We start from the raw sequence: 22,599 nt of genomic DNA on the forward strand, positions 1-22,599 counted from the left end.
TCCGGTCAATTGGGGAGCGGTCCCGGGATCCGGTCGCGTGGTTGTCCGGTCCGCCGCGGCGTCGCACGATGGGGTCATGACGACGACCGCGCACCGTGACGGGTCCCCCGCCGCGCTGCGGTCGTTCGATCTCGAGCGCTTCTGGCCCTCGCGCCGGAGCCACGCGTTCGACGAGGGATGTCGCTGAGGGTCGACGCGCCCGCCCGCACCCCGGGCCCGCCGTCGCGCCCTGCCCCGAACCCCCGCCCGAGCGCCGCGCGCACCTGACGCGCCATGCCACCCGCCGGGTCGTCCCGGCCGGTCCGGGGCGGACCGGCGCCCCGGAAGGACCCATCACCGATCATGTTCGCCCCCGCCCTGCGCCGCCGCGCGACCGTCCTGCTCGCCGCCCTGGCCGCCCTCGGCCTGGCCGCCGGTTGCTCGCGCGCGCAGGAGAGCACCCCGACCGCTCCGACGAGCAGCTCCCCCGCCGCCGAGCTCCGCCTCGGCTACTTCCCCAACATCACCCACGCGCCGGCGCTGATCGGCGTGGCCCAGAACTACTTCGCCGAGGAGCTGGGCAGCGGCACGACGCTGACCACCCAGACCTTCAACGCCGGCCCGGACGAGGTGAACGCCCTGCTCGGCGGCTCGCTCGACGCCGGCTTCATCGGCTCGAGCCCGGCCATCAACGCCTTCGCCAAGTCGAACGGCGAGGCCGTCCGGCTGATCGCCGGCTCCACCTCCGCGGGCGCCCAGCTCGTCACCAGCCCGGACATCACCACGCCGGAGCAGCTCAAGGGCAAGGTCGTCGCCACCCCGCAGGCCGGCAACACACAGGACGTCGCGCTCAAGAAGTGGCTGCAGGAGCACGACCTCGAGATCGGCGACGGCCCGGACAAGGTCACCGTCCAGAACATCGACAACCCGCGCACGCTCGACCTGTTCAAGCAGGGTCAGGTCGCGGGCGGCTGGCTGCCGGAGCCGTGGAGCTCCCGGCTGGTCGACGCGGGCGCGAAGGTCCTCGTCGACGAGAAGTCGCTGTGGCCGGACGGCAAGTTCCCGACCACCGTGCTGATCGTCCGCACGCAGTTCCTGCAGGAGCACCCGCAGACCGTGGAGGCGCTGCTGCGCGGTGAGCTGAAGGCCATCGACTTCGCCAACTCGAACCCCGACCAGGCCAAGAAGATCACGAACGACTCGATCAAGCAGATCACCAACTCGTCGCTGTCCCAGCCGGTGCTCGACCGCGCCTTCTCCGAGCTCAGCTTCGACAGCGACCCGTTGGCCTCGACCTTCCCCCAGCTGTCGAAGGACAGCGTGACCGCGGGCGCCACACCGACGGAGACGAACCTGCAGGGCTTCGTCGACGTGCGGGCCCTCAACTCCGTCCGCCAGGCCGCCGGGCAGACCCCCGTCGACGCTGCGGGCCTCGACCGGCAGGGATGAGCCAGTGACCCTCACGGACTCCGATCCCGCGCTCGCCCGGGTGCGCCCCGACCGCGCGGACACCGCCGTGGAGCTGACCGGCGTCGGCAAGACCTTCGGGACCGGCTCAGGCGCCGTGACGGCGCTGCGCGGGATCGACCTGCGCGTGGCCCACGGCGAGTTCCTCAGCCTGCTGGGCGCCTCCGGCTGCGGCAAGTCGACCCTGCTCAACCTGCTCTCCGGGCTGGACGAGCCGACGACGGGCACGGTCACGGTGAACACGGCGCGGCCGTCGTTCATGTTCCAGGAAGCCGCGCTCATGCCGTGGCTGACGGCCGCGCGCAACGTCGAGCTACCGCTGCAGCTCGCGGGCCAGGGTCGCCGGGCCCGCCGTGAGCGGGCCCGCGAGCTGCTCGAGCTCGTCCGGCTCGACGGCGTGGGCGACAAGCGGCCGCACGAGCTGTCCGGCGGTATGCGCCAGCGCGTGTCGCTGGCGCGCGCGCTCGCCGCGGCCACCGCCACCGAGGGTGATGCGCCCGGCCTGCTGCTGATGGACGAGCCCTTCGCGTCGCTCGACGCCATCACCCGGGACGTGCTGCAGGGCGAGCTGCTCCGGGTGTGGGAGGCCACCGGCACCACCGTGGTCTTCGTGACCCACGACGTCCGGGAGGCCGTCCGGCTGGCCCAGCGCGTCGTGCTGCTCTCGTCGCGGCCGGGCACGGTCGTGCGCGAGTGGACCGTCGACGGGCACGGGCCGGAGCTGCACGAGGAGATCACCGGCCGGCTCCGACAGGTGATCACCAGCCATGCCGCCTGAGCTCGTGGAACGGCAGGGCACGACCGGCGCGACCGGCGCGGACGACAGCGCCCGGGCGCTCGCCGGGCTCGACGCGCTCGACACACCCACCGTCAACCGGGTGCCGTGGTGGCGGCGGGCGTCGACGAGCGTGCTGCCACCCGTCGTCGCGCTCGTGCTGATCGTCGTGGTCTGGCAGGTCGTCTGGGCGTCGGCGGTGCTGCCCGAGTACAAGCTGCCCGCCCCCGTGGCGGTCTGGGACTCGGTCCTGTCGATCGTGGCCGACGGCAGCATCTGGTCGATCCTGTGGACCTCGATCAGCCGGGCCTTCCTCGGCTTCGCGATCGCGCTGGTCATCGCCACGCCGCTGGGCCTGCTGGTGGCGAAGGTGCCGGCCGTGCGGTCGGCGATCGGCCCGCTGCTGTCCGGTCTGCAGAGCCTGCCGTCGGTGGCGTGGGTGCCGGCCGCCGTGCTGTGGTTCGGGCTGACGGACGCCACGATCTACTTCGTCGTGCTGCTCGGGTCGGTCCCGTCGATCGCCAACGGCCTGGTGGCGGGCATCGACCAGATCCCGCCGATCCTGCCGCGGGTCGGCCGGGTGCTCGGCGCCGGCGGCCTGGCCAACGCCCGGCACGTCCTGCTGCCCGCGGCGCTGCCCGGCTACCTCGCCGGGTGCAAGCAGGGCTGGGCCTTCTCGTGGCGCTCGCTGATGGCGGCGGAGATCATCGCGGCCGGCCCGGCCCTCGGCGTCGGGCTCGGGGCGTACCTCAAGAACGGCAGCGACTTCAACGACATCGCCGCGGTGTTCGCCGCGGTCCTGCTGATCCTGGTCGTCGGCATCGGGATCGAGCTGCTGGTCTTCCGGCCGCTCGAGCGCCGCGTGCTCCGCGCCCGGGGCCTCACCGGCGCGTGACCGGCGCCTGAACGACACGGACGGCACCGTCGCCCACACCGGGTGGGCGACGGTGCCGTCCGTGTTTCCTACTTGGCCTCGAGGGCGAAGTTCTCCGGGATCACCAGGTCGTCCCGGGACAGCTCGTGGATGCTCGACTTGCCCAGCCCGAGCAGCGTCGAGTCGATGCCCTGGCGCAGCACCTCGAGCACGTTGGTCACGCCGTGCTGGCCCGCGGCCGCCATCCCCCACAGGTAGGCGCGGCCGATCAGTACCGCCTTGGCGCCCAGCGCGAGGGCCTTGACGACGTCCGACCCGCGGCGGATGCCGCCGTCCTGCAGCACCTCGATCTGGTCGCCGACCGCGTCGACGACCGCCGGGAGCGCGCGGATCGAGGCCGGGGTGCCGTCGAGGTTGTTGCCGCCGTGGTTGGACACCGAGATCGCGGTGCAGCCGGCGTCGACGGCCCGGCGGGCGTCGTCCGGGTGCATGATCCCCTTGACCGCGAACGGGCCGTCCCACTGCTCCCGCAGCCAGGCCACGTCCTCCCAGGTCACCGGCGGGGTGCCCATCCACTGGCCGTAGGCGCCGAAGAAGGTCGGCGCCGGCTCGCCGTCGATCGCCAGGTTCGGCGTGGTCAGGTCGGGCAGCTCGCCGGTCTTGGCGAAGTCCCACAGCCAGCGCGGCTTGCGCAGCACCTCGGGCGCGAAGTGGAGGGCGGCCTTGAGGTTCACCTTCTCCGGGATCATCGGGGCGTCCCAGTCGCGGGCGGAGTCGAACGACCAGTCCAGGGTCATGATCAGGCCCTTGGCGCCGGCCTTCTTCGCGCGCTCGGCGCGCGCGAGCAGCTGGTCGCGGGTGCCGACCCAGTACATCTGGAAGAAGGTCTTGTCGTTCACGGCCGCGACGTCCTCGATGGACCGGCTCGCGAAGGAGCTCAGCCCCATGGCCGTGCCGGCCCCGGCCGCGGCGCGCGCGACCGCGACCTCGCCCTCGGGGTAGACGGCCTGCACCCCGGTCGGCGAGATGATCACCGGGAACGAGATGTCCTGGCCCATCACCGTGGTCGCCTGGTTCCGCTGGGCCGGGAGGTCGGCGATGCGCGGGCGGAAGCCCAGCTCGCTGAAGGCCTCCACGTTGTCGGAGATCGTGACGCCCTTCTCGGTGCCCGCGACCAGCGCCAGGTACACGGAGCGGGGCAGGCGCTTCTTCGCCCTCCGCTGTGCCTCGGCGATCGTCTCGAACCATTCCTTGGTGCTGGCCATCGCGCCTGCCCCTTCGCAGCTCGGATCCGCGTGTCTGCCGTCACCCTACTATTTCGGCACTCGGTGCCAAAGAGGGGTGGGGCAACCCACCGTCGAGCCCCTCCGACAGGGCAGGACCGGGCTCCTCCGGCCGGCCGGGCGGGACGTCGACGGCCCGAACGCCGACGGCCCGCGACGCGGTGTGCGTCGCGGGCCGTCGGGTGCGGGGCCGCGCTCAGCCGGTCCGGCGCAGCCGTGGGGCACGGCGCAGGGCCGAGCGGGTCACGGACAGCTCGTGCGCGACCTCGGCCGCGATGAGCTCGGCGTGCAGGTCGACCTGCTCGGGGTTGCCGGCCAGCGCGCGGTGCCGGGCGACGAGGTCCTCCAGCGAGTCGAGCAGCCGGTCGACGATCTCGGTGCGGCGGTCGGTGCGCGTCGGCTTCGGCAGCCGGACGGTCGGGGGGTCGAGCTTCGCGGCCTGCTCGGCCCGGGGGGCCGGGGCGGGGGCCTGCCCGTCGTGGATCGGGGCGGTCATGTCGTACTCCTACGGACGAACGTGGACGGCGGCGGGATCGGCAGCGGGATCGGCGGTGTACCGGACGCCGGCCCGACACAGGGCGCTCGCGGTCCGCAGGTGGTCGACGCAGCGACGACGGATCAGCGACGGACGGATCAGGCAGCGGGATGAGCACGAGGGGCACATCGGGGATCTCCGGGACGGCGACGGGCGGGGGAACGGTCAGCGACCGCGACACCAACCGCGCGCGAGGCGACCGTGACGGCAGGGCACGGGCGGCACGTGCGGCACCGCTCCCACGCTCCGAGTCACGATCACGGAGTCCAGGGTGCCCGTGCTGCCGCGGCTGCGGCAACCGCGTTACCGCCGCGCGGGTCAACATCACATCCGCGTCCACACGGGAACCTTTCCGCCCCGCCGCACGTCCCGGCCCCTCGCCCGCCGACGGCTGCCTCCGGCGACGGCGTCCGGCGAACCGGCCGGAACGGTGAACGGTCGTCCGGTGTTCCCGGACGGTCGTCCGGCGACTGGACACGCTCGGACACGCCGACACCCGCACCGCGGTAGGGCCGTTCGCCTCTGTGGGAGGAACAGCCGTCGACCGGTCGTCGAGCGGACCGCACCCCTTCGCTAGCGTTGTGCCGGCAGTCACCCACAGGTGTCGGGGCACGACAGGTGGCGGTGCCCGCTCCCCGGCCCGCTCCCCGACATGCCCGAGGAGGCGCTCGTGAGCACGCAGGTCTCGGACGGACTGACGGTCCTGGCCGTCGACGACGAGGAACCGGCGCTTCAGGAACTGGCCCACCTGCTGAACGAGGACCACCGCGTCGGCACCGTGCTCACGGCGCCGGACGCGACGGAGGCCCTCCGGATCCTCGGGAGCCGGCCCGGCGCCGCCCCCGGCGAGTCCGGCGTGGACGTCGTGTTCCTGGACATCAGGATGCCGGGCCTGGACGGGCTGGAACTGGCCCGCGTCCTCTCCGCCATGGCGTCGCCGCCACCGGTGGTGTTCGTGACCGCCCACGACGACCGCGCCGTCGACGCCTACGAGATCGGTGCCGTCGACTACCTGCTCAAGCCGCTCCGCTCGGAGCGGCTGGCCGGGTCGATCGACCGCACCATCGCCACCCGGGCGCAGAGCAGGCCCGCGCCGCCCCAGCCCCTCCCGCAGGGCCAGCCGACCCGGCCGGAGCCCCCGGAGGACGAGGTGATCCCGGTCGAACTGGCCGGCACCACCAAGCTCGTCCCGCGCTCCACCGTGCGGTTCGTCGAGGCCCAGGGCGACTACGCGCGGCTGCACACCACGGACGGCGGCCACCTCGTCCGGATCCCGCTGTCCGTGCTCGAGGAGCGCTGGCGCGAGGCCGGGTTCGTGCGCATCCACCGCGCCTACCTCGTGTCGCTGCCACTGATCACCGAGCTGCGGCTGTCCGGTTCCGGGTACGTCGTGCGGATCGGGCACGGGCCGGGTGCGCCGGAGCTGCCGGTGAGCCGCCGGCACACCGCCGCGCTCAAGCGGATCCTCCGCGGCCGGCCGCCTCGCGAGGAGGGTCCGACCGGCCCGCTCGCCCGTATCCGCTGACGTCGGCCGACCGGGCTCCACGCCCTCGGCGCTCCCTCACCGGACCGACCGTCCGGCGCACCACGCACCGCTGGGCCGACCGGGTGCACCCCTGGCCGTCCGCCGCGTGTCGCCGGGCGACCCGATCACGCGTCGCCTAGCGTGATCGTCGATGGCAGCGACGCGGCGGATCCGGTTCCTGCTCCCCCTCGTCGGGTGCCTGCTCGTGCTCGTCGCGTGCGCGACCAGCGCCGCCGCACCACTCGACGCGGCCGCGCCGTCGCCCGCCGAGGCGCCCGCCGCGACCCTGGCCCCCACCCCGGCACCCACCCCGGCACCCACCTCGGCACCGCCGCCCGTTCCCGAGCTGCCCGGCGGCGGCCACACCCTCTTCCCGGGGCGCACGATGGTCGCCCTCTACGGCCATCCGGGTGCACCCGCGATGGGCGTGCTGGGCGAGCAGGGCGTCGACGCCTCGGTGCAGCGGGCCCGCGACCTCGCCGCGCAGTACGCACCCCTCGCCGGCGAGCCGGTGGTCCCGGCCTTCGAGATCATCACGACCGTCGCGACCTCCGCCCCGGGAGCCGACGGCGACTACTCGGCAGAGTCGGCCCCCGAGGAGCTGGTCCCCTGGGTCGACGCGGCCGCCGCGGCGGGGATGTACGTCGTGCTCGACCTCCAGCCCGGCCGCAGCGACTTCCCGAGCCAGGCGCGCCGCTACACGGACCTGCTGCGGCGGCCGAACGTCGGGCTCGCGCTCGACCCCGAATGGCGGCTACGCCCGGGGCAGAAGCACCGCATCCAGGTGGGCTGGGTCGACGCGGCCGAGGTCAACGCCGTCGCGACCTGGCTCGCGGACCTGACCCGAGAGGCGCGCCTGCCGCAGAAACTGCTGATGCTGCACCAGTTCCAGCCGCAGATGATCCGGAACCGGGAGCAACTGGTCACGGACCGTGACGAATTGTCCGTCGTGCTCCACGCCGACGGTTTCGGCACCCGTGCGGAGAAACTGGAGACCTGGAACCGCTTGCACCAGGCCGTCCCGCCCGGTGTCACCTGGGGTTGGAAGAACTTCCACGACGAGGACCGGCCGATGTTCGACCCGGCCGAGACGCTGGCCGTCGGGCCGGGCCGACCGGTGTTCGTGTCCTACCAGTAGGGGTACCCCCGGCCGGGTCGTGACGGGCAGTATCCTCGCCGGGATCTCGCCGCCGAGATCCCGCGTGCCGGCGGTGGGACCGGTGCCCTCCTCGAGGACATCCGCACACCGCCGCCTCACGTACCAGCACGTACGGTCCCGAGTCGCCTGTGGAGAAGGGGGTGTCCGACGTGGCCGACGACGCACGCACCGGACACGCCCGCGAGAACCTGCGGGAGCTCCGCGACGCCCGGGACGCCCGTGGCACCGCGGACGTTCCTCCCGGGCGGCGGCCCTCGCACCCCGCCGAGCCCTGGCCGCGGCGGGCCGAGCGGCCCCTCGGGCAGGAGCCCGCGGCGCCGCCACGACCCGCCGGCGGGTCCTCGAACGGCCGGGCCGGCGGCGCTGCGAACGGCCGGGTCACCGGCTCTGCGAACGGCCCGCTCAACGGCTCCGGGAACCGCCCCCTGAACGGCTCCGGCAACGGGTCGCCGAACGGCTCCGCGAACGGCTCCGCCAATGGCTTCGGCAACGGCTCGGCGAAGGGGCCCGGGAACGAACTCGGGCGGTCCGGAGCCACGCGCGGCGACGCCCCGGCCCCGCGGGAGCCCTGGGCCTCCCGGCGGCACGCGCCGGACGCCCCGCGCCCGGACCTGCCCGGGGCCGCACCGCGGGGGCCTGCGGGCCGCGGCGCCCCGGCCGTGCCCGGCCCCGGAGCTCCCGGCCCCGGCGGCTCCGACGTGCCCTCGCGCAGCAGGCCGAGCTGGAGCGTCCCGGGTGGTCGGCAGGCCGCCGTCGATCCGCGGCGCGGCTCCGAGCGGCCCGGCGAACCCGACCGGTCCGGCAACGCCGATCGCTCCGGCCGCTCCGGCAACCCGGACCGCTCCGGCGGTCCCGGCCGCTCCGGCAACCCCGACCGGTCCGACCGGTCCGCGGGCGGCCCCCCGCGCGGGCGGGCGGGCGGACCTCCCCCCGGCGGTTCCCCGAACGGGGCTCCGGCACACCCCGGGCGCCCCGGCCCGAGCGGTCCCGGCGGTCCCGACCGGTCCGACCGGTCCGCCGGCAGCCGGTCCGGCGGTGGTCCCCGCGATCGCCGCGATTCCCGCGATCCCCGGAACGCCCGTGATCCCCGTGATCCCCGTGATCCCCGTGATCCCCGTGATCCCGGCGGGCGCCCTGGCCCCGAGCGGGGGCGGCCGGCGCAGGGCGGGCCCGCCCGTCCTCCCGGTCCCGGTGCCCCGGCCCGCCCCGGTGAGTCCCGTCCCGGTGACCGCAGCGCCAGCGCCTCCGCGCGCAGTGGTCCGGGTGCGCCCGCGGCGCCGCCCGGCCCGCCCGGACGCGTCGCCGACCAGGCCCGCCGCTCCCCGTCCGACCCCGGCCGGCCTCCCGCGGGCGGAGCCGGTCAACCGAACACTGCCGGGCGGCAGGGCAGGCCGAACCAGGCCGGACAGCAGTCCCGACGCGGGCAGCAGGGCGAACCCGGACAGCAGGGCCGGCCGGGCACGCGGCGGCCCGAGGGCGCGGCGGCCCACCGCACCCGCGCCGCCATCGGGCCCGACGGACGCCCGCCCGGCCAGACCGGTCGGCGCCCCGGCACCCTGCCCCCCGGCGGCCGACCGGCCGGCGCACCCGGCGACACCCGCGTCGACGGTCGCCCCGACCGCCCCGCCCGTCCCGCCCGCTCCGACCGCCCGGACCGCTCCGGCTCGACGGGTGCCCGGTCTGCCGCCGGAGCCGCCGGAGCCGCTGCCGGAGCGGCCGCGGCCCAGGCACGCACCGCCGCCCGGACCGGCGGTCGCGAGGACGCGGCCGCGACCCCCGTCGGCACCAGCGGCACCCGAACCGGCGCCGGCACCCGGACCGGTGCCGAGACCGGCGCCGGCACCCGGATTCCCCGCCGCATCCCGGCGAACGAGGCCGCCGCCGACCGCGCGGCCCGCCGGCGCGCCGAGGCCGAGCAGGGCGGCGTCACCCGCACCGGGAGGAACGGCACGGCCGACCGCCGGCGCGGCACCGCCCGCGAGACGCTGCGGGCCGCCCTGGCGACCACGGCGGCGTCCACCCTCGTTCCCGGGTCCGGGCACCTGATCCTGCGCCGCCGTCGCACCGGCGGTCTGATCCTCGGCCTGTTCCTGCTGGTCGTGGCGGCGGCCGTCGTCGCGGCGCTGACGATGAGCCGGCGCGCGCTGCTCGAGAACGCCGTGTCGACGACGGTCCTCGCCGTCGGCGCAGTGGTCGCCCTCGTCGCCGCGCTCGGCTGGATCGCCCAGATCGCCCGCACCTACGCCCTGGCCCGCCCCCGGGACATGGGCGCCGGGCGGAAGGTCCTGGGCGTGACCGTCGCGGCGGCCCTGTGCATGGCCGTGGCCGTGCCGTTCGGCTACGCGGCCGACCTGGCGAACTCGCAGCGCTCGCTGCTCAACGACCTGTTCAGCGGGGCCGGCGGCGGCACCGCGGCCGCGGAGGCCATTGCGAAGCCGCGACTGAACGTGCTGCTGTTGGGCAGCGACGCCGGCCCGGACCGCACCGGCACCCGGACCGACACGATGATGCTGGCCAGCATCGACACGAGGACCGGGCGCACCACGATCTTCGGGCTGCCGCGCAACATCCAGCGCGCAGAGTTCCCGCCGGGCTCGCCGATGGCCGAGAAGTTCCCCAACGGCTTCCACGACCCCGCCAGCCCGCTGTCCGGCGACTACCTGCTCAACGCGGTCTACGCCTACGGCCACGACAACCCGTCCCTGGCCCCGACCGGGCCGACGGACGACATCGGGCTCAACCTCCTGCAGTCGTCGATCTCGTACATGACGGGCCTGCCGATCGACTACTTCCTCGAGGTCAACATGGCGGGCTTCTCGACGCTGATCGACGCGCTCGGCGGCGTGACGGTCGACGTCGGCCCGGTGCCGCTGCCGATCAACGGCGTCACGGCGGACGGCCGGCACGTCAAGCCGGACGGCTACATCCAGCCCGGCGTCCAGACGTTGAACGGCGAGGAGGCGCTGTGGTTCGCGCGCTCCCGCCGGGACGGCAACGACTACCAGCGGATGAGCCGCCAGCGTTGCCTCATCCAGGCGGTGCTCGACCAGAAGAGCCCCACGGACCTGCTCGCCAACTTCCAGCAGGTGGCGCAGGCGACCAAGGACAACGTCGACACGAACATCCCGCAGGCGGTGCTGCCGGCGCTGGTCTCGCTGGCCGGCGAGGGCTTCACCCTGCAGAGCATCTCGTTCGACCCCAGCCTGCCGGACCCGAACGAGCCGGACGGCAAGTTCGACACCTCGCGCCCGGACGTCGAGTACATGCAGAAGGTCGTGCAGGACGCGATCAACCCGCCGCCGGCGACGGCCGCGCCGCCCACCCCGGCCGCGCCCGGCACCGCGGAGACCCCGGAGACCCCGGAGACCTCGGAGACCTCGGGCTCGGACGAGACCGCGGCCGGCACCGCGGCCCCGACCTCGGTCGCCGACTCCTGCGCCGCCGCGGCCGCGCCGACCGGCGGTGAGGGGAGCGGCGCCGGGAGCGGGGCCGGCACCGGCACGGACGGCGGCACCGTGGGCAACTGAGCGCCGGGACCCCGCCGGGGGCACCGCGCCCGCGGGCCGGGCATTACCCTTCATGCGCGCGGTCCTGCGACGACGCCCGGGCTGCGGTACACCAGACACCGGAACCGGGCACCGGCACGCCCGGGGTCCGGCAACCGGCGCACCAGAGGGGCAGACGGACGTGAGCAGCACTGGGGACACCCCCGCCCGCGAGGGCCGCACGAAGGTCGTCGTCGTCGGCGGCGGTTTCGGCGGGGTGCGCGCCGCGAAGGCGCTGGCCCACGCCGACGTCGACGTCACGCTCGTCGACCGGACAAACCACCACCTCTTCCAGCCGCTGCTGTACCAGGTGGCGACGGGGATCCTGTCGCCCGGCCTGATCGCGCCGGCGCTGCGCCGGGTGGTGAAGAGGCAGTCGAACACGCGCACGTTGCTCGCCGACGTGTTCGAGATCGACCTCGAGGCCAAGGTGGTGCACGCGCTCGCGCCGAACGAGCAGCGCCTGGACCTGCCCTACGACTACCTCGTGGTCGCGGGCGGGGCCACGCACGCCTACTTCGGGCACGACGAGTGGAGCCACTTCGCGCCCGGCATGAAGAGCATCGAGGACGCGCGGATGCTCCGCAGCCAGATCCTCGGCGCCTACGAGCTGGCCGAGGTCGCGACGGACGAGAAGGAGCGGGACGCGTACCTGACCTTCGTCGTCGTCGGTGCGGGTCCGACCGGTGTCGAGCTCACCGGGCAGCTCGCCGAGCTGGCGCGGTACGTCCTGCCGAAGGAGTACCGGACGATCGACACCCGCTCGGCGAGGATCATCCTGCTCGACGCGGCGCCGTCCGTGCTGCCGCCCTTCGCGCCGAAGCTGCAGCAGTACACGCAGCGCCGGCTGGAGAAGATGGGCGTCGAGATCCGGCTCAACACCGCGGCCACGGACATGGACGCGGACACGATCACGGTGAAGGGGCCCGAGGGCGTCGACACCATCACCGCGCGCACCAAGATCTGGGCGGCCGGCGTGCAGGCCTCGCCGCTGGCGGCGATGCTCGCCAAGGCCACCGGCACCGAGACGGACCGGGCCGGGCGCCTGGCCGTCGACCCGGACTGCAGCCTGCCGGGCGCCGAGGGCGTCTACGCGATCGGCGACATGGTCACCACCGTGGACCGGCTGCCGGGCGTCGCGCAGGTGGCGATGCAGCAGGGCACGTACGTCGGCAAGCTGATCGCGGACCGCGCCAAGGGCGACACCACCACCCCGGCCCCCTTCCGGTACTTCGACAAGGGCAGCATGGCCACCATCGGCGCCCGGCAGGCCGTCGCCGACGTGCGCGGCGTCAAGTTCACGGGCTACATCGCCTACCTGCTCTGGTGCTACGTGCACGTGATGTTCCTGATCGGCTGGGGCAACCGGCTCGGCACCCTGTTCAACTGGGTCCGCTCGCTGCGCTACGCCCGGCACCGCGGGCACCGGCTGATCAGCATGACGGGCGCGAAGGCGGTCGCGAAACACCACGAAGCCGCGTAGGTCGCGGCCCGTCGGTTGGAGATCGACGGGCCGCGACCTACGGTTCGGTGCGTGACCCCGGCCATGCAGGTCCTGATGCGCGAGGTCGAGCGCGTGTGGGACGAGTTCTGGTCGGCCGCCTACGAGCGGGGCGACGCGGCGGCGGCCACGGCCCTGCTCGCCCCGGAGGCCGTGCTCGTCGACATGCCCGCGATGACCGGCGGCAACGACCGCGCGGAGGTCGAGCGGCACCTCGCGGAGGTCGTCGCGCCGCACCTGCCGGCCGATCTCGCGCGCCGGCGGATCTCCCGCACCGTCGACACCCGGGGGCTGGTCGACGAGCTGCGGTGGACCTTCACCCACGACCGCGAGCTGCCCTGGCTGCTGCCCGGCGTCCCGCCGTCCGGGCGCCCCGTGCGGGTCCTGGCCGTGTCCGTGGTGGCCGTCCGGCAGGGGCGGATCGCGTCCGTTCGGACCTTGTGGGACGACGCCAGGTTGCGCCGCCAGCTGACCGCCTGACGCCCCGAACCGGCCGTTCGCGGTTCTGTGACACCGTTATCTGCGACTCCGGGCCTCTGAACTGGGGGTTCCCGCGTGGCGCCCTCGGTGTTCTGCCACGCTATGGGCCACGCTGTACCAGGAACGACCACCGACGCACCCCGAGCGGGTGGTCGATGGGAGAGGAGAGGAGCACTCACCATGGCACTGCCCGCACTGACCCCCGAACAGCGCCAGGAGGCGCTCAAGAAGGCCGCAGCGGCCCGGACGGCGCGCAAGGAGCTCCGCGACAAGATCGCCAAGGGCGAGGAGACCATCCCCGCCGTCCTCGACCGCGCGAAGTCCGACCAGATCGTCGGCAAGACCAAGGTCGCGGACCTGCTCAAGAGCCTGCCCGGCTACGGCCCCGCCAAGGTCTCGGCGCTGCTCGAGCGCACCGGCATCGACGCGTCCCGCCGCGCCGCCGGCCTCGGCGAGCGCCAGCGCCAGGCGCTGCTCGACGCGCTGAAGTGAGCCGTCGGGCGGCCTGACGCCCGCACGGCCCCGCACACCCGGTCCGGCCTTCCGCCGGGCCGGGTGTCGCGTTCCGGCGGGGGCGTCCCGCCGGCCCGCCACCCGCCGCCCTAAGGTCCGGGTCGTGGAACTGATGGTCGACGTCGCCCCCGGTGTGCAGCTGTGGGCCGAGGAGATCCCCGGTCCGACACCGGACGCGGAGCCGCTGCTGCTGGTGATGGGCGCGAACGCGTCGGGGCTGGCGTGGCCGGACGCGCTGCTGGACCGCCTCGCCGAACGGCACCGGGTGATCCGGTACGACCATCGCGACACCGGCCGGTCCACCTACGCCTTCGACGACCGCCCCTACGCGATCCGCGACCTCGCCGACGACGCCCTCGCCGTGCTCGACGCGTTCGGGATCGACCGGGCGCACGTCGTCGGGATGTCGATGGGCGGCACCCTCGTGCAGCTGCTGCTGCTCGACCACCCCGACCGGCTGCTCACCGCGACCGTCCTCTGCACGGCGGCCCTCGGTGCGTACGGCGACCCGGAGCTGCCCGGGCCCGACCCGGCGCTGCTGCGGCTGTGGGGCGAGTTCACGGACGACCGCGACCTCGAGGGCGAGCTGGCCTGGCGGGTCGAGCACTGGCGGCTGCTCAACGGCACCGGGACCCCGTTCGACGCCGCGGGGTTCCGCGCGCTGGAGGAGCGGGTCGTCGCGCACTCCGGCCGGGTGGACAACCCGGCCGCGCACGCCGTGGCCGACACGGACGGGCTGGACCGCGGCCCCGAGCTCGCCGGCGTCGCCGTGCCCACGCTGGTCATCGAGGCGCCCGAGGACCCGGTGAACCCGCCGCCGCACGCCGGCCACCTCGCCCGTGCGCTCGGTGCCGGCCGGCTCGTCCGCGTGCAGGGCATGGGGCACGCGCTCAACCCGACGGTCGTCGAGCCGGTCGCCGCGGCCGTGCTCGGCCACACGCGCGAGTACGCGCCCCTGTAGCTCAGCGCCCGGGGCGCGCCCAGCTGTACCGCCGCTCCGGGCGCCCCGTCCCGCCGTAGCGCAGCCGGACGGTCACGGCCCCGGTCTCGACGAAGTGCTCGAGGTAGCGGCGCGCGCTCACCCGGGACAGCTCGGTCCGCTCCGCGCACTCGCTGGCCGAGAGGTCGCCGTCGGCGGCGCGCAGCACGCGCTCCACCAGCTCCGCGGTCGGGGCGGTGAGCCCCTTCGGCAGCCGCGCGGTGCCCGGCGTCGCACCGCCCGGCCGGTCGCCGCCGAAGAGCCGGTCGATGTCGGACTGCCCGGCCCGGCCCAGGCTGGCCAGCCGCCCGCGGATCCGCGCCGCGCGCTCCACCTGCTCCCGCAGCGCCCGCGAGTCGAACGGCTTGACCAGATAGTGCAGCGCGCCGCCGTGCAGGGCGGCGGCGACCGTGGCGCTGTCGTCCGCGGCCGTGATCACCAGGACCGACGGGTCGTCGGGCGCCCCGGTGCGCAGCTCGCCCAGCACGTCGATCCCGGACATGTCCGGCAGGTAGACGTCCAGCAGCACGAGATCGGGACGCAGCCGCGCGGCCAGCTCGAGCGCCTCGGCGCCGCGGTGCGCGACGCCCACCACCTCGCAGCCGGGGATCCGCGCGACGTAGCCGCTGTGCACCTTGGCGACCATGAAGTCGTCGTCGACCACGAGCACCTTCACGCGCCCACCTCCGCCCGGTCCGGCAGCAGGGGCAGCACCGCGGTGAAGGTCGCGCCCCGGCCGTCCGGACCCGCCCCGGCGCTCTCCACCGCCACCCGCCCGCCGCGGCGCAGACACACCTCCCGCACGATCGCGAGTCCCAGGCCTCGCCCGCGTGGCCCGAGGTCCGACTCGGCGGCCTTGGTGGTGAACCCGTGCCGGAACACCTCCTCGGCCAGCTCGGACGCCACCCCCGGACCGGAGTCCCGGACCCGCACGTGCACCGCGGCCTCCCGCTCGGTCAGCCCGATCTCGACGCGCCCGCCCGCCGGCCCGACGGCGTCGAGCGCGTTGTCGACCAGGTTTCCCAGCACCGTGACGAGATCCGAGCCGAGGCCCGCGTCCGGCTCGGCGGGGTGCAGGTCCGTGTCCTCGGACAGGCACAGCCGCACGCCCCGCTCCGTGGCCAGGCTCGCCTTCGCGACCAGCAGCGCCGCGGCGGCCGGCTCCCCCACGCGCGTGACGACCTCGCGCCGCCACCCCTCCGCCGCCGCGACGATCCCGCTGACGAACCGGCGCACCTCCTCGTGCTCCCCCAGCTCGGTCAGTCCGGCGATCGTGTGCAGCCGGTTGGTGAACTCGTGCGCCTGTGCACGCAGGGTGTCGGTGAGCGTGCGGGAGGCGTCGAGCCGGTCCTGCAGCGCGGTCAGCTCCGTCCGGTCCCGCAGCGTCACGACGGCGCCGACCTCGCGCCCGTCGACGTGGACGGGCATCCGGTTGAGCACCAGGACCCGCCCGCCGTGCAGCACGAGCTGGTCCTCCCCCGCCGCGCGGCCGGTGAGGACGTCGGCGAGGCGCGGGTCGAGGCCGAGCGCGTCGACGGCGTCGCCGACCTGCGCCGCGGGCGGCCCGAGCAGCTCCCGCGCGGCCGGGTTGAGCAGCGTCACCCGGCCTTCGGGGTCCAGCCCGACCACGCCCTCCTTCACCCCGAGCAGCATGGCCTCGCGGCGCTGCACCAGCTCGACGATCTCGGCGGGCTCGAGCCCCAGGGTCTGCCGGCGCACCCGGCGGGCCAGCAGCAGCGAGCCGCCGACGCCCAGCGCCAGCGCCAGCCCGAGCAGCGCCGCGACCTCGCCGCGGGCCGGGGCGAGCGCCTCCAGCAGGGTCGGGGCGCGGATCCCGGCCGACACCACGCCCACCACCTGCCCGGCGTCGCCGATGACCGGGACCTCGGCCACGACGGTGCGGTCCGCCGCGCCCGTCCACGCCCGGCCGTCGAAGGCGGTCGACTCGCCGGAGGGGGAGCTCGCGGACCCGACCATCGGATCCGCCGCGAAGGGAGTCCCCAGCTCCGCGGGATCCGGCGAGCTGCGGACCACCCGGTTCGCGTCGACCACCACGATCCGGTCGGCACCGGAGAGGTTCTCCGCGCTGCGGGCGAAGCTGGCCAGCAGGTCGACGTTGCGGTTCACCAGCCCGGCGCGGATCCCGGGCGTGGCGGCGACGTCCTCGGCGACCGACAGCATCCGCCGCCCCTGGGTCTCGCGGAAGGCGGCGTCGGACTGCACGGCGGCGAGCGCGGCGACCGCCGCGAGCAGGATGAGCACCACCAGCAGCTGCCAGACCAGGAACTCGCGGGCCAGCGGGCGTCGGCGCACGTCGCCAGCCTAGGCGGCCCCGGAGCGTGTACAGAACGACCACAACCACCGTTGCGGACACAAGCGCGACACCGGGAACCCCCGCGCCGCACGATGAGCGCCACAGTCCACTCGACGGGGAGGGATCCGACAGCGATGTCCGTCCGGGAGAAACCGACACGCGGCCTGTCCGCCGCGCTGGCGGTGCTGGTGGCCGCGGCCGCGGTACTGCTCGTGCCGCCCGCCGTCGGCGCGCTGACCGGCGGGGGTGACGGGACACAGCTGCGCGGACTGCGCGTGCTCGTCCCGAACTCCCCCGGCGGCGGCTACGACATCACGGCCCGCACCGCGGCCAAGGCCATGGAGGACGCGAAGCTGACCGGCCCGGTCGAGGTGTTCAACCTGCCCGGCGCGGGCGGCACCGTCGGCCTCGGGCGCACGGTCAACGAGAGCGGCAACGACCGGCTCGTGATGTCGATGGGCCTCGGCGTGGTCGGCAGCGTGTACACCAACGACTCGCCCTCCACCCTCGCCGACACCACGCCGATCGCCCGGCTGACGCAGGAGACCGAGATCGTCGTCGTCGCCAAGGACTCGCCGTACACCTCGCTCGGCCAGCTCGTCGACGCGTGGAAGGCGAACCCGGGCGGCGTCCCGGTGGGCGGCGGCTCGTCGCCGGGCGGGCCGGACCACCTGGCCCCGATGCTGATGGCGAAGGCCGCCGGGCTGCCGCCGAAGGACGTCAACTACGTCTCCTACGACGGCGGGGGCGAGCTGCTCGCCGCGGTCCTGGGCGGGAAGGTGGCGTTCGGCGTCTCCGGACTCGGTGAGTACGCCGACCAGATCGACGCCGGCGAGCTGCGGGTGCTGGCCGTGACCGCGGGCGAGCCGGTCCCCGGCGTCGACGCGCCGACGCTGCGGCAGGCCGGCCTGGACGTCGAGTTCGCGAACTGGCGCGGGATCGTCGCGCCGCCCGGCCTGTCCGCCGAGGGCCGGGCCGAGCTGGAGGCCGCGTTCGACGACCTCCGGCGCAGCCCCGAGTGGGCCGCCGCGCTGGAGCGCAACGGCTGGACCGACGCGTACCAGCCCGGGCCCGAGTTCGGGGCCTTCCTGGAGAGCGAGAACGAGCGCGTGGCCGGGGTGCTGCGGGAACTGGGGCTGACGTGATGACCGCGGTGAAGGACCGGACGCAGGAGAAGGCTCCGGCTGCGACGCCGGAGAAGCGGGGCTGGCTGAAGGAGCACTCCGAGCTCGGGGTGTCCCTGCTGCTGTTCGTCGTCGGCGTGCTCGTCGTGGTGGACACGCTGCTGGAGAGCGGCGCGGGCAGCGCCTCCGACCCGCTCGGGCCGCGGACCGTCGCGCTCGTCCTGGGCGGCGCGCTGCTGCTGCTGTCGGTGCTGCTCACCGTCGACGTCCTGCGGGGCGGGCACGGCGAGGCCGAGGCGGGCGAGGACATCGACCTGTCGACGCCGCCGGACCTGCGTACCGTCGGGATGCTCGCCGGGGTCCTCGTGGCCACCGCGGCGCTGATCCCGCTGCTCGGCTGGCCGATCGCCGGGGTGGTGCTGTTCTGGGGCGCGGCCTACTCGCTGGGCTCGCGGACGCTGCTGCGCGACCTCCTCATCGCCGCCGGCGTGTCCGTGGTGACCTGGGTGATCTTCGACGGCCTGCTCGGTGTCGACCTGCCCGGTGGTCCGCTGATGGGGGTGTTCGGGGGATGATCGAGTCGCTGACCAACCTGATGGGCGGCTTCGGTGCCGCCCTCACCCCGGCCAACCTGCTGTTCGCCGCGATCGGCGTGCTGCTGGGCACCGCGATCGGCGTGCTGCCGGGCATCGGTCCGGCCATGGCGGTGGCGCTGCTGCTGCCGGTGACCTACGCGTTCGACCCGACCGGCGCCTTCATCATGTTCGCCGGCATCTACTTCGGCGCCATGTTCGGCGGCTCCACCACGTCGATCCTGCTCAACACCCCGGGCGAGAGCGCCTCGGTGATGGCCGCGCTCGAGGGCAACCCGATGGCCAGGTCCGGGCGCGGTGCGCAGGCGCTGGCCACGGCCGCGATCGGGCACTTCGTCGGCGGCCTCCTCGGTGTGGTCGGGCTGGTGCTGCTGGCGCCGCTGGTCGCGTCGGTCGCGGTCGACATCGGTGCGCCGGACTACTTCGCGGTGATGGTGCTGGCGTTCGTCGCCGTGACCTCGGTGCTCGGCAGCTCGCGCATCCGCGGGTTCGCGGCGCTGGCCATCGGCCTCACGATCGGCCTGGTCGGGCTCGACCCGCTCAGCGGGCAGCCGCGACTCACCTTCGGCGTGCCGCAGCTGGCCGACGGCATCGACGTCGTCATCGTCGCGGTCGGCCTGTTCGCCGTCGGCGAGGCGCTGTGGGTGGCCGCGCACCTGCGCCGCGGGCAGCAGGAGGTCATCCCGGTGGGGCGGCCGTGGCTGTCCCGCGCCGACGTGAAGCGGGCGTGGAAGCCGTGGGTCCGCGGGCCGTTCATCGGGTTCCCGTTCGGGTCGATCCCGGCGGGCGGTGCGGAGATCCCGACCTTCCTGTCCTACGTCACCGAGCGGCGGCTGTCCTCGCACCGCGACGAGTTCGGCAAGGGCGCCATCGAGGGCGTGGCCGGTCCGGAGTCGGCGGCGAGCGCGTCCTCGGCCGGGACGCTGTCCACGATGCTCACCCTCGGGCTGCCGACGACGGCGATCGCGGCCGTCATGTTGGCCGCGTTCCAGCAGTTCGGCATCCAGCCGGGCCCGCTGCTCTTCCAGACCGAGCCGGACCTGGTGTGGACGCTCATCGCCAGCCTGTTCATCGGCCTCGTGCTGCTGCTGGTGCTGAACCTGCCGCTCGCGCCGGCCTGGGCGAAGCTGCTGCGGATCCCGCGGCCGTACCTCTACGCGGGCATCCTGTTCTTCGCCTGCATCGGCGCGTACGCGGTCTCCGGGCAGGCCGTGGACCTGCTGGTGCTGCTGGCGATCGGCGCCGTCGGGTTCGTGATGCGCCGCTACGGCCTGCCGGTCCTGCCCGCGATCATCGGGGTGATCCTCGGGCCGGACGCGGAGCTGCAGCTGCGCCGGGCCCTGCAAATCGCCGACGGCGACGTCTCCACCCTGGTCTCGACGCCGCTCTCGATCACCGTCTACGTCGTGATCGCCCTGCTCCTGCTGTTCCCGCTGGTCCGCAAGGCCCTTCCGGCCCGGAGCGCGCCGCCGTCCGACCGGGACCGGGAGCACACCGCAGTCTGACCCCGGTCCGTCGGGCGGTCCGCGCCGCCCCCGCCCACACCCGCCCCCGCGATCACGAGCATCGCGGGGGCGGGTGGCGTGTGGAGGGCGATGATGCTGCTCGCGCTGTCGGCCGCGCGCTCTCAGGGAGAGGCCGGCAGCTTCTCCCCCGCCTCCACGGCGACGGAGAGGGTGTTGCCCTCGGGCGGCAGCGGGCAGGTCGCGAAGGCGGTGAACACGCAGGGCAGGTTGACGACGCGGTTGAGGTCCAGCGTCAGCGTCCCGTCCGCGGCCGGCGCGCCCACCCTGAGCATCCGCCCGCCGCCGTAGGTGGTGCGGCCGGAGGTGGCGTCGCGGAAGTGCAGGGACAGCCCGTCCGGCTTCCCCGCGAGGGCGACGAGCTCGTGCTCGGTGCCGTCGAGGGTGAAGCGGACGGTGCCGACCGCCGTCGGGAAGTGGTTCAGCCCCTCGACGACCGCGCCGACGGTGATCCGCCGGGGCTCGGGATACGGGGTGAACCGGGCCTCGACCACCCAGCGCGCGTCGACCGGGAAGGCCGGGACGCCGGTGAACGCGGTGCGGGTGGGCGCCTGCGGGTCGCGCACCCGCAGCGCATAGGTGTCCGTGCGCCGGACGACCTCGATCTTCCGGTCGCCCGCGGTGACCAGGGCGCCGGGCAGGCCGTCGCGGGGCTCGAGCCGGACGGTGCCCTCGACCGGCTTCCCCGCCGCGACGAGCCCCTCGGCGGCCGGGGCGGTCAGCTCGACCCCGCCGTCGCCGGTGGCGCGCCAGGTGCCGGGGACGCCGTCGAACCGCTGCGGCGTCCCGGTGATCCACTCCAGCGCGGTGAGGCTGAGCCAGCCGTGGGGCGTGCCGAGCTCCTTCTCGCGCGCCGCGTGCCAGGTGTCCCACTCCTGCCGGAGGGTGCTCGCCGTCGTCGTCGTCTCCGTCGTCGTCACCTCCACGCGAACGCCCGGTGCTCCCGCGGCATTTCGTGGTGGCCACGATTCCCGCCTGCTGGATGGGCCGGTCCGCTGGACGGCGCGATTGTCCGGACCGGTTCGGGATGTGGGAGGCCGTTTGACCTGCCGGGGCCCGTCTGGTGTGGTCGGTGCGTGGCCACGATCCTGCTGACGCGCCGGCGTCACGTCGACCACAAGCGCGTGCACTCCTGCGCCTGTCGCTGACCCGCGATCCCCGCGCGTCCCGACACCCCTTCTCCCCGCAGGAGCACACCCATGTCGTCCCCCGACTCCTCCGCCGAGCCCCTGACGTTCGCCTACTGGGTGCCCAACGTCAGCGGCGGCCTCGTCACCAGCACGATCGAGCAGCGCACCGACTGGGGCTACGAGTACAACGAGCGCCTCGCGCGGACCGCGGAGGACAACGGCTTCGAGTACGCCCTGTCCCAGGTCCGGTACATGGCGTCGTACGGCGCCGACCACCAGCACGAGTCCACGAGCTTCTCCCTCGCCCTGCTGCTCGCCACCGAGCGGCTCAAGGTCATCGCGGCCGTGCACCCGGGGCTGTGGCACCCGGGCGTGCTCGCCAAGTGGGTCGCGACGGCCGACCACCTCTCCGGCGGGCGGGCCGCGGTCAACGTCGTGAGCGGCTGGTTCAAGGACGAGTTCACCAGCCTCGGCGAGCCCTGGCTGGAGCACGACGAGCGCTACCGCCGCTCCGAGGAGTTCATCCGCGCGCTGCGCGAGATCTGGACCAGTGACCACGCCGAGCTGCGCGGCGACTTCTACCGCATCCACGACTTCGACCTGAAGCCCAAGCCGGTCGCGGTGCCGGGCCGGCCGCACCCGGAGATCTTCCAGGGCGGCAACTCCACCGCCGCCCGCCGCAACGGCGGCCGCGTCGCCGACTGGTACTTCTCCAACGGCAAGGACCCCGACGGCTTCACCGAGCAGGTGCTGGAGGTGCGCGAGCACGCCCGCGCCGCCGGTCGCCCGGAAAGCGGCCCGGGCGCGGTCCGGTTCGGGCTCAACGGCTTCCTCATCGCCCGCGACACCGAGCGCGAGGCGCGCGAGCAGCTGCGCGAGATCGTCGCGAGGGCGAACGTCGAGGCGGTCGAGGGTTTCCGCGCCTCGGTGCAGCAGGCCGGTGCCTCCACCGGCGACAAGCGCGGCATGTGGGCGGACTCCACGTTCGAGGACCTGGTCCAGTACAACGACGGCTTCCGCACACAGCTCATCGGCACCCCGGAGCAGATCGCCGACCGCGCGCTCGAGTACAAGCGCCGCGGGGCGAACCTGCTGCTCCTGGGCTTCCTGCACTTCCAGGAGGAGATCGAGTACTTCGGGCGGCACGTGCTCCCCGTCATCCGGGAGAAGGAGGCGGAGCTCGCCGAGCGCGAGCCGCAGCTCGTCGCCGGCTCCTGAGCCGTGCCGCGCCCGTCCCGGCGCGGCGTGCTCCCGGCGGGGGCGGCCCACACCTGGCTGACCCGCCGCCGCCACATCGACC

The 22,599-nt window shown here is 74.7% G+C and carries 19 protein-coding genes; 14 read left to right on the forward strand and 5 right to left on the reverse strand.

Annotated elements, in window-relative coordinates; translation table 11 throughout:
* The first annotated feature begins 342 nt into the window (after nucleotides 1-342).
* Genes ABD990_RS08915 through ABD990_RS08925 form a run of 3 tightly spaced genes read left to right on the forward strand, consistent with a single transcriptional unit; the run spans nucleotide 343 to nucleotide 3,116 of the window.
* Complete coding sequence (locus tag ABD990_RS08915) at nucleotides 343-1,428, forward strand: ABC transporter substrate-binding protein (protein ID WP_345379687.1); 1,086 nt, start codon at nucleotides 343-345, stop codon at nucleotides 1,426-1,428.
* 4 nt (nucleotides 1,429-1,432) lie between these two features.
* Entirely contained in the window at nucleotides 1,433-2,224 is a 792-nt protein-coding gene (locus ABD990_RS08920; RefSeq protein ID WP_345379689.1) for an ABC transporter ATP-binding protein, read from the forward strand.
* Nucleotides 2,214-3,116 carry an ABC transporter permease gene (locus tag ABD990_RS08925; protein WP_345379690.1) on the forward strand — a complete coding sequence of 301 codons (903 nt, stop codon included), beginning with the start codon at nucleotides 2,214-2,216 and terminating at the stop codon, nucleotides 3,114-3,116. The genes ABD990_RS08920 and ABD990_RS08925 overlap by 11 nt, the downstream gene beginning before the upstream one ends.
* Nucleotides 3,117-3,184: 68 nt before the next feature.
* Here ABD990_RS08925 and mftD read toward each other — a convergent pair whose 3' ends face one another.
* Complete coding sequence (gene mftD / locus ABD990_RS08930; RefSeq protein WP_345379692.1) at nucleotides 3,185-4,360, reverse strand: pre-mycofactocin synthase MftD; 1,176 nt, start codon at nucleotides 4,358-4,360, stop codon at nucleotides 3,185-3,187.
* Nucleotides 4,361-4,574: 214 nt separating this feature from the next.
* Nucleotides 4,575-4,874, reverse strand: a complete 300-nt coding sequence (locus ABD990_RS08935) for a hypothetical protein (protein ID WP_345379693.1) — start codon at nucleotides 4,872-4,874, stop codon at nucleotides 4,575-4,577.
* Nucleotides 4,875-5,565: 691 nt separating this feature from the next.
* Between ABD990_RS08935 and ABD990_RS08940 the strand changes: the two genes are divergently transcribed.
* The 7 genes from ABD990_RS08940 to ABD990_RS08970 all read left to right on the forward strand — a co-directional run bounded on the left by ABD990_RS08940 (nucleotide 5,566) and on the right by ABD990_RS08970 (nucleotide 14,597).
* Complete coding sequence (locus ABD990_RS08940) at nucleotides 5,566-6,438, forward strand: LytR/AlgR family response regulator transcription factor (protein ID WP_345379695.1); 873 nt, start codon at nucleotides 5,566-5,568, stop codon at nucleotides 6,436-6,438.
* Between the two features lie 151 nt (nucleotides 6,439-6,589).
* On the forward strand, nucleotides 6,590-7,576 hold the full coding sequence (locus ABD990_RS08945; RefSeq protein ID WP_345379697.1) for a hypothetical protein: 987 nt from the start codon (nucleotides 6,590-6,592) through the stop codon (nucleotides 7,574-7,576).
* Nucleotides 7,577-7,746: 170 nt separating this feature from the next.
* The gene (locus tag ABD990_RS08950) at nucleotides 7,747-11,124 is read left to right on the forward strand and encodes an LCP family glycopolymer transferase (protein WP_345379698.1); all 3,378 of its coding nucleotides are present in this window, start codon (nucleotides 7,747-7,749) and stop codon (nucleotides 11,122-11,124) included.
* 160 nt (nucleotides 11,125-11,284) lie between these two features.
* Nucleotides 11,285-12,625 (forward strand): NAD(P)/FAD-dependent oxidoreductase, encoded by a 1,341-nt coding sequence (locus ABD990_RS08955; protein WP_345379700.1) that lies wholly within the window; start codon nucleotides 11,285-11,287, stop codon nucleotides 12,623-12,625.
* 51 nt (nucleotides 12,626-12,676) lie between these two features.
* A complete protein-coding gene (locus ABD990_RS08960; RefSeq protein WP_345379701.1) occupies nucleotides 12,677-13,123 on the forward strand; it encodes a nuclear transport factor 2 family protein in 447 nt (148 codons plus the stop codon).
* 180 nt (nucleotides 13,124-13,303) lie between these two features.
* Nucleotides 13,304-13,615, forward strand: a complete 312-nt coding sequence (gene mihF / locus ABD990_RS08965) for an integration host factor, actinobacterial type (RefSeq protein ID WP_037049162.1) — start codon at nucleotides 13,304-13,306, stop codon at nucleotides 13,613-13,615.
* 133 nt (nucleotides 13,616-13,748) lie between these two features.
* Nucleotides 13,749-14,597 (forward strand): alpha/beta fold hydrolase, encoded by an 849-nt coding sequence (locus ABD990_RS08970; protein WP_345380018.1) that lies wholly within the window; start codon nucleotides 13,749-13,751, stop codon nucleotides 14,595-14,597.
* Between the two features lies 1 nt (nucleotide 14,598).
* Here the strand turns inward: ABD990_RS08970 and ABD990_RS08975 are convergent, their stop codons facing one another.
* Both ABD990_RS08975 and ABD990_RS08980 read right to left on the reverse strand, forming a co-directional pair.
* Complete coding sequence (locus ABD990_RS08975) at nucleotides 14,599-15,291, reverse strand: response regulator (RefSeq protein ID WP_345379702.1); 693 nt, start codon at nucleotides 15,289-15,291, stop codon at nucleotides 14,599-14,601.
* Nucleotides 15,288-16,928, reverse strand: a complete 1,641-nt coding sequence (locus ABD990_RS08980) for a sensor histidine kinase (RefSeq protein ID WP_345379703.1) — start codon at nucleotides 16,926-16,928, stop codon at nucleotides 15,288-15,290. The genes ABD990_RS08975 and ABD990_RS08980 overlap by 4 nt, the downstream gene beginning before the upstream one ends.
* A gap of 135 nt (nucleotides 16,929-17,063) precedes the next feature.
* Between ABD990_RS08980 and ABD990_RS08985 the strand changes: the two genes are divergently transcribed.
* The 3 genes from ABD990_RS08985 to ABD990_RS08995 are packed head-to-tail and all read left to right on the forward strand — an operon-like array spanning nucleotide 17,064 to nucleotide 20,151.
* On the forward strand, nucleotides 17,064-18,074 hold the full coding sequence (locus ABD990_RS08985; protein ID WP_345379704.1) for a Bug family tripartite tricarboxylate transporter substrate binding protein: 1,011 nt from the start codon (nucleotides 17,064-17,066) through the stop codon (nucleotides 18,072-18,074).
* Nucleotides 18,074-18,628 carry a tripartite tricarboxylate transporter TctB family protein gene (locus ABD990_RS08990; RefSeq protein ID WP_345379705.1) on the forward strand — a complete coding sequence of 185 codons (555 nt, stop codon included), beginning with the start codon at nucleotides 18,074-18,076 and terminating at the stop codon, nucleotides 18,626-18,628. Before ABD990_RS08985 ends, ABD990_RS08990 begins: the two co-directional genes overlap by 1 nt.
* Nucleotides 18,625-20,151 (forward strand): tripartite tricarboxylate transporter permease, encoded by a 1,527-nt coding sequence (locus ABD990_RS08995; RefSeq protein ID WP_345379708.1) that lies wholly within the window; start codon nucleotides 18,625-18,627, stop codon nucleotides 20,149-20,151. The genes ABD990_RS08990 and ABD990_RS08995 overlap by 4 nt, the downstream gene beginning before the upstream one ends.
* Nucleotides 20,152-20,273: 122 nt before the next feature.
* On the opposite strand, the gene ABD990_RS09000 is transcribed toward ABD990_RS08995, so the two are convergent.
* Nucleotides 20,274-21,089: a DUF1684 domain-containing protein gene (locus ABD990_RS09000; protein WP_345379710.1), complete on the reverse strand. Its 816-nt coding sequence runs from the start codon at nucleotides 21,087-21,089 to the stop codon at nucleotides 20,274-20,276.
* A gap of 279 nt (nucleotides 21,090-21,368) precedes the next feature.
* Here ABD990_RS09000 and sfnG point away from each other — a divergent pair, with 279 nt between their 5' ends.
* Nucleotides 21,369-22,517, forward strand: a complete 1,149-nt coding sequence (gene sfnG / locus ABD990_RS09005) for a dimethylsulfone monooxygenase SfnG (protein ID WP_345379711.1) — start codon at nucleotides 21,369-21,371, stop codon at nucleotides 22,515-22,517.
* The last annotated feature ends 82 nt before the right edge of the window (nucleotides 22,518-22,599 follow it).

This window comes from Pseudonocardia yuanmonensis (assembly GCF_039542425.1).
GTDB classification, from domain to species: domain Bacteria; phylum Actinomycetota; class Actinomycetes; order Mycobacteriales; family Pseudonocardiaceae; genus Pseudonocardia; species Pseudonocardia yuanmonensis.